Annotated in this window: 10 protein-coding genes; 8 read left to right on the top strand and 2 right to left on the bottom strand. The window is 74.2% G+C overall.

Annotated features, from left to right (window positions below; translation table 11 throughout):
- On the bottom strand, positions 1-325 hold a 325-nt coding region (locus tag JZ5iCDA_RS13550), incomplete at its 3' end, for an RNA-binding S4 domain-containing protein (protein ID WP_069387653.1).
- Positions 326-475: 150 nt separating this feature from the next.
- Here JZ5iCDA_RS13550 and JZ5iCDA_RS13545 point away from each other — a divergent pair.
- The 3 genes from JZ5iCDA_RS13545 to JZ5iCDA_RS13535 all read left to right on the top strand — a co-directional run bounded on the left by JZ5iCDA_RS13545 (position 476) and on the right by JZ5iCDA_RS13535 (position 3312).
- Positions 476-742: a GlsB/YeaQ/YmgE family stress response membrane protein gene (locus tag JZ5iCDA_RS13545; RefSeq protein WP_069387652.1), complete on the top strand. Its 267-nt coding sequence runs from the start codon at positions 476-478 to the stop codon at positions 740-742.
- Positions 743-880: 138 nt separating this feature from the next.
- Positions 881-2098, top strand: coding sequence for a GNAT family N-acetyltransferase (locus JZ5iCDA_RS13540; RefSeq protein ID WP_069387651.1), 1218 nt, complete (start codon positions 881-883; stop codon positions 2096-2098).
- Positions 2095-3312, top strand: coding sequence for a GNAT family N-acetyltransferase (locus tag JZ5iCDA_RS13535; RefSeq protein WP_069387650.1), 1218 nt, complete (start codon positions 2095-2097; stop codon positions 3310-3312). The genes JZ5iCDA_RS13540 and JZ5iCDA_RS13535 overlap by 4 nt, the downstream gene beginning before the upstream one ends.
- Positions 3313-3346: 34 nt before the next feature.
- On the opposite strand, the gene JZ5iCDA_RS13530 is transcribed toward JZ5iCDA_RS13535, so the two are convergent.
- Positions 3347-3925 carry a dienelactone hydrolase family protein gene (locus JZ5iCDA_RS13530; protein ID WP_069387649.1) on the bottom strand — a complete coding sequence of 193 codons (579 nt, stop codon included), beginning with the start codon at positions 3923-3925 and terminating at the stop codon, positions 3347-3349.
- 149 nt (positions 3926-4074) lie between these two features.
- Between JZ5iCDA_RS13530 and pgi the strand changes: the two genes are divergently transcribed.
- From pgi to JZ5iCDA_RS13505, 5 genes are all read left to right on the top strand, one after another.
- Positions 4075-5811: a glucose-6-phosphate isomerase gene (gene pgi / locus JZ5iCDA_RS13525; RefSeq protein WP_069387648.1), complete on the top strand. Its 1737-nt coding sequence runs from the start codon at positions 4075-4077 to the stop codon at positions 5809-5811.
- 106 nt (positions 5812-5917) lie between these two features.
- Positions 5918-6754 carry an STAS domain-containing protein gene (locus tag JZ5iCDA_RS13520; protein WP_069387647.1) on the top strand — a complete coding sequence of 279 codons (837 nt, stop codon included), beginning with the start codon at positions 5918-5920 and terminating at the stop codon, positions 6752-6754.
- Entirely contained in the window at positions 6751-7155 is a 405-nt protein-coding gene (locus tag JZ5iCDA_RS13515; protein ID WP_069387646.1) for an STAS domain-containing protein, read from the top strand. Before JZ5iCDA_RS13520 ends, JZ5iCDA_RS13515 begins: the two co-directional genes overlap by 4 nt.
- Positions 7152-7568, top strand: coding sequence for an ATP-binding protein (locus tag JZ5iCDA_RS13510; protein WP_069387645.1), 417 nt, complete (start codon positions 7152-7154; stop codon positions 7566-7568). Before JZ5iCDA_RS13515 ends, JZ5iCDA_RS13510 begins: the two co-directional genes overlap by 4 nt.
- 40 nt (positions 7569-7608) lie before the next feature.
- Positions 7609-8244 (top strand): ATP-binding protein (locus JZ5iCDA_RS13505; RefSeq protein WP_139123112.1); only part of this gene is annotated, 636 nt, incomplete at its 3' end.

The raw sequence follows: 8244 nt of genomic DNA, 5'->3' as shown, positions 1-8244 counted from the left end.
GGCCCGCGCCGCGGTCGCGCACGGCGAGCGGGACGGCGAGCTCGCGCGGCGGCGGGGGCGGGCTCTGGTCGGTCACGGCCTCGGCGGCGAGCGGCGCGGAGACGCGCTTGACGAGCACCTTCTCGACGACGAGCACCTTCTCCACGAGGCCGCCCCGCACGACGACGCGGTCCCCGACCTTGACGTTGGTCGCCGGCTTCGCGCGCTCGTCGTTGACGCGCACGTGCCCGGCCTTCACGGCGGCGGTCGCCTGCGACCGGCTCTTGAACACGCGCACCGCCCAGAGCCAGCTGTCGACGCGGGCGCTCGTCGTCTCGCTCGTCACTCCCCGAGCCTACGAAAGTCCCGCTGACCACGGGATCTTCGCAGTTCGGCGTGCGAACCGGCTCTTCTCGTGGAAACGTCGTTCCCAGGTCGTTCGGAGGGAAATCTCCGGATAGTCCTGTATTCCTCACCGAGGGAGAAGGAGACAGAGATGGGCATCATCGGCTGGATCGTCATCGGCCTCATCATGGGCGCGATCGCTCGCGCCATCGTCCCGGGCAAGCAGAAGGGCGGATGGATCATCACCCTGATCCTCGGCGTCCTGGGTGCGCTGCTGGGCGGGTTCATCGCCTCCGCCGTGTTCGGCACGAACGTCAACGAGGAGTTCTTCGACCTGGGCACGTGGGGCTTCGCGCTCCTCGGGTCGATCATCGTGGTCCTCATCTGGTCGTGGTTCACCAACCGCAAGCGCGCCTGACACGCCCTCACCGGCCGTCCACGACGGCCGAGGCGTCACGAGAGCGGCCCGGTCCCCCGAGGACCGGGCCGCTCTCGCGTGCGCGCCCGGGGCGCAAAACCGTGGACGACGGCGCACGGCCCCGGCACGCTGACCCCTATGACCAGCGTCACGACCCCGCTGCCCGGCACCGGGCTCCCGCCGGGGTTCGTCCTCGTGGAGGCGCCGCACGCCGACGACGTCGACGCGCCCGGCGCGTGGGCGTACCGCGCGGTCGCGGACGTCGACGCGGAGGTCCAGCGCGAGACGCACGGCCACGACGACATGGCGCTCGCGCCGGCCGACGTCGTGACGGGCATGCGGATCCAGGAGTACGCGCACAAGCGGCGCTTCGTCGTGGTGCGCGACGCCGCGCTCGACGCCGCCCGTGCGGACGGCGCGGCACCGCCCGCGGCGGACGACGTCGTCGGCCACCTGTTCCTGTGCCTGCCGGTGACGAGCAACACCCACCTGGCGGAGGTCTACCCGTTCGTGCGCCCCGCGGCGCGCCGGCAGGGCATCGGCTCGGCGCTGCTCGCGCTCGGCGAGCGTCTCGCCCTCGACGCGGGACGCACGGTGCTGTACTCGACGACGGAGCACGGCTCCGAGCCGCCGGCCGGCCCGGGAGCGCTCGTGGCGACGACCGGGTCGGGCCGCGTCCCCGCGGACGCGCCGGGAGCCCGCCTGGCGCTCGCGCACGGGTATGCGCTCGAGCAGGTCGACCGGCACTCGGTCCTCGACCTGCCGCTGCCGGCCGGCGTCCTCGAACGTCACGGCGCCGACGCGCGCGCCGCCGTCGGGGACGACTACCGCACGCACACGTGGACCGACGCCGTCCCCGACGAGCGGGCCGACCAGGTCGCGCTGCTGTTCACGCGCATGAGCACGGACGCGCCGGTCGGCGGCGTCGACTACGGCGAGGACCCGTGGGACGCGCGCCGCGTCCGGACGTGGGTGGACCAGCTGCGCAGCACGCGCCACGGCTTCCTCATGACCGTGGCCGAGCACGTGCCGACGCGCACGCTCGCGGCGTTCACGGTGCTCGAGCTGCCGCAGGACCGCCCCGCGGTCGTGCTCCAGGAGGACACGCTCGTCCTGCGCGAGCACCGGGGCCGGCGGCTGGGGATGCACGTCAAGGTCGTCAACCTCGTGGCGCTGCGCGATGCGCGGCCCGGGTCCCGGCGCGTGCACACGGGCAACGCCGAGGAGAACACGCACATGCTCGCCATCAACGTCGCGCTCGGCTTCCGGCCCGCGGGGACGTGGGCGTCCTGGCAGAGGAGGATCCTCGGCGCCGGTCCGGCGGCCGAGACGGTCGACGAGGAGAGGGACGCATGAGCGAGCGCACGGGCACGAGGGACCGGGACGAGCCCGCCACGACGGACGCCACGGAGGTGGCGACGAAGGCCGGGTGGCGCCTGCGGATCGAGACCGTCCAGGTACCCGTGGACCTGGACGCGCCGGAGGCGTGGGCCGTGCACGGCAGCGTCCTCGTGAGCGAGGCGATCGACGCGCAGGTGTACGGGCACACGGACCTGTCGCTCGACGCGGGGACCGTGGTCAACACCGTGGCGAGCGGCGACTACCGGCGCACGGTGCGCCGCGTGGCCGTCGCGGACGGCGCGGAGCCCGGCAGCCCGGCGCGCCCCGAGGACGTCGTGGGGCGCTCGATGGTGTCGCTGCCGCTGGAGGGCAACACGCACATGGCGCTCGTCCACGTGGCCGTGCACCCCGAGCACCGGCGTCGCGGCGTCGGGACGGCGCTGTGGGGGGACGCGCTCGCGATCGCCCGCGGCGCGGGGCGCCGCGTCATCCAGGGCGACTCGTCGTTCGCGCCCGAGCCGCCGCCCGGCCCCGGCGCGATCGAGGCGCCCACGGGCAGCGGTCGTGTCCCCCGCGACGCCGCCGCGACGCGGTTCGTGCTCGACCGCGGCTTCACGCTCGAGCAGGTCCAGCGGCACTCGATGCTCGAGCTGCCGGTGCCGGCGGACCGCCTCGACCCGCTGCGCGCCGCGGCGACGGAGCGCGCCGCGGACTACCGCGTCCACGTCTGGACGGACGACGTGCCGGAGGAGTGGCTCGACCAGCTCGCGGTCCTCGAGACGCGCATGAGCACCGACGCGCCGAACGCGGGCCTCGAGATCGAGGAGGACCCGTGGGACGCCCAGCGCGTGCGCACGACGGTGCAGGACATCCACGACCGCGGGCAGGGCTTCGTGATCGCCGCCGCGGAGCACGTGCCCACGGGCACGCTCGCGGGCTTCTCGATGGTGTCCTACCCGCACGACAAGCCCGAGGTCGTCTACCAGGAGGACACGCTCGTGCTGCGCGAGCACCGCGGGAAGAGCCTCGGGATGCTCGTCAAGGTCGCGGTGCTCGACGAGCTGGCCCGCGCCCGGCCGACGTCGCGCCGCGTGCACACGTGGAACGCGCAGGAGAACGACCACATGCTCGCGATCAACGTCGCGCTCGGGTTCGCGCCCACGAGCGTCGACGCCGAGTGGCAGCTGCGGCTCGACGACCCCGCCGGCCCGGCGCCAGCGGCCCGCTGAGCAGCGGCCGGCCCGCGTCCCGCGGGCCGGCCGCTCAGCGGATGCCGTCGAGGAACCGGACGACGCGCTCGGTGACGAGCGCGGCGGCCTCCGGCTCGTACGACGGCAGGCTCGGGTCCGTGAACAGGTGGCGGTCGCCCGGGTAGAGGAACAGCTCGGCGTCCTGGCTCGCGTCGACGAGGTCGCGCGCGGCGTCGATGTCGCCCTCCCCCGCGAAGAACGGGTCGGCGTCCATGCCGTGCACCTGCACGGGCACCTCCGCGGGCCACTCCTCGCCGAACTCCGAGACGGGGATGCAGGCCTCGAGGAGCACGGCGCCCTTCGCGCCCGGCCGCGTCTGCGCGAGCGCCTGCGCGGGCAGCACCCCCAGCGAGATCCCGACGTAGACGAGGCCGGGCGGGAGGTCCTCGGCCGCCGCCTGACCGCGCTCGAGGAGCGTGCCGAACCCCAGCTCCTCGGCGTGGTCGACGCCCTCCTCGAGGGACGCGAACGTCTCGCCGCCGAACAGGTCGGCCACGTGGACCACGTTCCCGGCGTCGCGCAGCACCCGTGCCGTCTCCTCGACGCCGGGCGTGACGCCCAGGGCGTGGTGGAACAGCAGCACCTCGGCCATGTCTCCTCCGTCCCGCGGCGCGCCCCTCGCGCCACGCGTCCATGGTGGTGCCTCCCCCGACGTCGCGCCGCCCGGGGGACGGACGGCCCGCCGGCCGTGACCGACGGACGGGTGGGCGCGCGGGGCCCTCGGTCACTAGGTTGGTCCGCATGACCTCCTCGCCCGTGCCTCCGCCCGTCGACGCCACCACGACCCCGTCCTGGGACGCGCTGACCGCGCACCGCGACGCGTTCGTCCCGGACCTGCGCGGCTGGTTCGCGGCCGACCCGGACCGCGCGCCGCGCCTCACGCACCAGGCGGCGGACCTCACGGTCGACCTGTCGAAGAACCTCGTCACGGACGAGACGCTCGAGCTCCTCGTGCGCCTCGCCGACGAGGTCGACCTCGGCGGCCGGCTCGACGCGATGTTCGCCGGCGACCACATCAACGTCACGGAGGACCGCGCCGTCCTGCACACCGCCCTGCGCCGGCCCGCGCCCCTGGGTGACGACCCCCGCCTGGTCGTCGACGGCCAGGACGTCGACGCCGACGTGCACGAGGTGCTGCACAAGGTCTACGAGTTCGCGGACCGCGTCCGCTCGGGCGAGTGGACGGGCGTGACGGGCGAGCGCGTGCGCACGGTCGTCAACATCGGCATCGGCGGCTCCGACCTCGGCCCGGTCATGGCCTACGAGGCGCTGCTGCCGTACAAGCACGAGGACATCGAGGTCCGGTTCGTCTCGAACATCGACCCGACGGACCTCGCGGAGAAGACCGCGGGGCTCGACCCCCGCACGACGCTGTTCGTCGTCGCGTCCAAGACGTTCAGCACGCTCGAGACGCTGACCAACGCGCGGCTCGCGCGCGACTGGCTGTGGACGGGGCTCGCGGAGCTCGGCGCGCTCGGGACCGGCGACGACGAGGACGCCGCCCGGCGCGAGGCCGTGTCGAAGCACTTCGTCGCGGTGTCGACGGCGCTCGACAAGGTCGAGGCGTTCGGCATCGACCCGCAGAACGCGTTCGGCTTCTGGGACTGGGTCGGCGGCCGCTACTCGCTCGACTCGGCGATCGGTACGTCGCTCGCGATCGCGATCGGCCCGGAGCGCTTCGCCGAGCTCCTCGCGGGCTTCCACGCGATGGACGAGCACGTGCGCACGACGCCGTTCGCGCGCAACGTGCCCGTGCTCATGGGCCTGCTCAACGTCTGGTACGTCAACTTCCTCGACGCGCACACGCACGCCGTCCTGCCCTACGCGCAGTACCTGCACCGCTTCCCCGCGTACCTGCAGCAGCTGACGATGGAGTCCAACGGCAAGCGCGTGCGCTGGGACGGCTCCCCGGTGACCACGCAGACCGGCGAGATCTTCTGGGGCGAGCCGGGCACGAACGGCCAGCACGCGTTCTACCAGCTCATCCACCAGGGCACGCGTCTCATCCCCGCCGACTTCATCGCCGTCGCGAACCCGGCGCACCCGCTCGTCGACGCCGTGGGCGACGGCGGCGCGGTCGAGCCCGGCACCGACGTGCACAGCCTGTTCCTCGCGAACTTCTTCGCGCAGACCAAGGCGCTCGCGTTCGGCAGGACGGCGGACGAGGTGCGCGCGGAGGGCACGGACGAGTCGCTCGTCAGCGCCCGGACGTTCCCCGGCAACCGCCCGACGACGTCAATCCTCGCGCCCGCGCTCACCCCGAGCGTGCTCGGCCAGCTCGTCGCGCTGTACGAGCACATCACGTTCGTCCAGGGCGTCGTGTGGGGCATCGACAGCTTCGACCAGTGGGGCGTCGAGCTCGGCAAGAAGCTCGCGCTCGAGATCGCGCCGGCGCTGACGGGCGACGCGGACGCCCTCGACGCGCAGGACCCGTCGACCGCCGAGCTCATCACGCGCTACCTGGACCTGCGCGTCTGAGACCGGCGTCACGGCGCCTCGACAGGCGCCGTACCTACGCCTGCGTAGACTTCCCGCGACCCCGTGCGTCCACGGCCGGTCGCGCCCTCCTGGAAGGAGCCCTGCGATGCCCCCCGTCGCCACCGACACCCTCGTCCGCACCCTCGAGGACCACGCCGACACGGTCCGTGCCGCCTGGCTCGAGGCAGCCGCCGCCGAGCTGCGCGGCCGGACCACGCGCGGCGAGCTCGAGCGCGAGCAGTCCGACATCCTCGACGCGCTGCTCGACGGGCTGAGGGCGGGCGCCACGGTGCTGTCGGACGCCGCGTTCGACCAGCTCCGGGGCATCCTCGCCGACGTCTCGGCCGCGCGCGCCCGCCTCGGCTTCACGCCGCGCGAGACGGCGATCGGCGTCTTCGCGCTCAAGGAGGGGCTGTACCGCCTGACGTCGGACGACGACGTCCCGGTCGACGTCACCGCGCTCCTGCGCCTGGTCGACGACCTGGGCCTCTTCACGTTCGAGACCTTCGCAGCGGCGCGCGAGGCGATCATCTCCGAGCAGGCCGAGCAGCTGCTCGAGCTCTCGACGCCGGTCGTGAAGCTCTGGGACGGCATCGTCGCGGTGCCGCTCGTCGGGACCCTCGACTCCGCGCGGACGCAGGTCGTCATGGAGAAGCTGCTCAACACGCTCGTCGACACGGGCAGCGAGCACGCGATCATCGACATCACCGGCGTGCCGGCCGTGGACACCCAGGTCGCGCAGCACCTGCTCAAGACGGTCGTCGCGGCCCGGCTCATGGGCGCCGAGTGCACGATCAGCGGCATCCGGCCGCAGATCGCGCAGACGATCGTCGCGCTCGGCATCGAGTTCGGCGACATCCGCACGCGCGCCTCGCTCGCGGACGCGCTCGTCGACGCGCTGCGCGCGGACGGCCGCAAGGCCGGCGCCGGGGTGCCCGCGTGAGCGAGGGCGTCCCCATCCTCAAGATCGGGTCGACGCTGCTCGTCTCGATCCAGGTCGACCTGCAGGACGACACCGCGCTGCAGCTGCAGGAGGACCTCGCGGAGCGCATCACGCGCACCGGTGCGCGCGGCGTGATCATCGACATCTCCGGCCTGGAGATCGTCGACAGCTTCATCGGGCGCATGCTCGCGTCCGTCGCCGCGATCTCGCACGTGCTCGACGCGACGACCGTGGTCGTCGGGATGCGGCCGGCCGTGGCGATCACCATGGTCGAGCTCGGGCTCTCCCTCGGGGACGTCCGCACGGCGCTGGACGTGGAGCGCGGGCTCGCGCTGCTGCGGCCCCAGGAGCGGTCGGCCGAGGAGATCCTCCTCGCCGCCGCCGAGCGCGAGGCGGGGTGACCACCACGACGCCGGAGACGGTCGAGCGCCTGCCCGTGCGCGCCGACTCCGACGTGGTGAAGGTGCGCCAGCTCGTGCGCTCGCTCGCGCAGCAGGCGCGTCTGTCGATCGTGGACCAGACGAAGCTCGTCACGGCCGCGAGCGAGCTCGCGCGCAACACGCTCGTGTACGGCGGCGGCGGCGAGGCGGAGGTCGAGCTCGTGTCCGACGGCGCCCGCACCGGCGTGCGAGCCGTGTTCAGCGACGAGGGCCCCGGCATCCCGGACCTCGACCTCGCGCTGACCGACGGCTGGACCAGCGGGAGCGGCCTCGGCCTCGGGCTGTCCGGATCCCGGCGGCTCGTGCAGCACTTCGCGATCGACACCGCGCCCGGCCGGGGCACGCGCGTCGAGATCGCCACCTGGTCCCGGTGAGCGCCCCGTGATGCCCCGGTGAGCCTGCGATGAGCCTCCGATGAGCCCAGTGCACCCGGGCGCCGACGGCGCCCGCACCACCGTCGAGGACGGGACGTGGTTCACGGTCGACCACCCGTCCGCGGTCGGCGGCGTCCGCCGCGGCGCGAGCGCCGTCGCGCAGCGGCTCGGCTTCGGCGAGCCGCGCGCGGCGGAGGTCGGCCTCGTCGTGTCCGAGCTCGCGACGAACCAGTGCCGGCACGGCGGCGGCGGGTCGGTGCACGTGCGCGTCCGCCGCACGGGCGACCAGGCCGTCGTCGAGGTGCTCGCGATCGACTCCGGGCCCGGAATGCGCGACATCTCCGCCGCGATGCGCGACGGCGTGTCCAGCGGCGGGACGCTCGGCATCGGCCTCGGCACCCTGCCGCGGCTCGCGTCGGCGTGGGACGCGTGGACCGCGCCCGGCCGCGGCACCGTCGTGGCCGCCGCGTTCGCGCCGCACGGCTCCCCGGTGGGTCTCGGCGCGCCGACCGGCCTGACGCGGGCCATGACCGGCCAGAGCGTGTGCGGCGACGCGTTCGCGACGCGCACCGACGGCGGCGTGACGAGCCTCCTCGTCGCCGACGGCCTCGGGCACGGGCCCCTCGCCGCCGCGGCGTCGGGCGCGGCGGTCCGCGCGTTCCTCGACGGCCCGGCG

It is taken from the genome of Cellulosimicrobium cellulans (assembly GCF_001722485.1).
Classification (GTDB): Bacteria; Actinomycetota; Actinomycetes; order Actinomycetales; family Cellulomonadaceae; genus Cellulosimicrobium; species Cellulosimicrobium cellulans_A.
Note: the sequence above shows the minus strand (reverse complement) of the source record. Positions and strands in the feature narration are given on the sequence as shown.

Excerpts from the sequence above, each read along its gene's own strand:
- pgi (WP_069387648.1), top strand. The coding sequence starts at position 4,075 with ATGACCTCCTCGCCCGTGCCTCCGCCCGTCGACGCCACCACGACCCCG.
- JZ5iCDA_RS13540 (WP_069387651.1), top strand. The coding sequence starts at position 881 with ATGACCAGCGTCACGACCCCGCTGCCCGGCACCGGGCTCCCGCCGGGG.
- JZ5iCDA_RS13535 (WP_069387650.1), top strand. The coding sequence starts at position 2,095 with ATGAGCGAGCGCACGGGCACGAGGGACCGGGACGAGCCCGCCACGACG.
- JZ5iCDA_RS13545 (WP_069387652.1), top strand. The coding sequence starts at position 476 with ATGGGCATCATCGGCTGGATCGTCATCGGCCTCATCATGGGCGCGATC.
- JZ5iCDA_RS13520 (WP_069387647.1), top strand. The coding sequence starts at position 5,918 with ATGCCCCCCGTCGCCACCGACACCCTCGTCCGCACCCTCGAGGACCAC.
- JZ5iCDA_RS13530 (WP_069387649.1), bottom strand. The coding sequence starts at position 3,925 with ATGGCCGAGGTGCTGCTGTTCCACCACGCCCTGGGCGTCACGCCCGGC.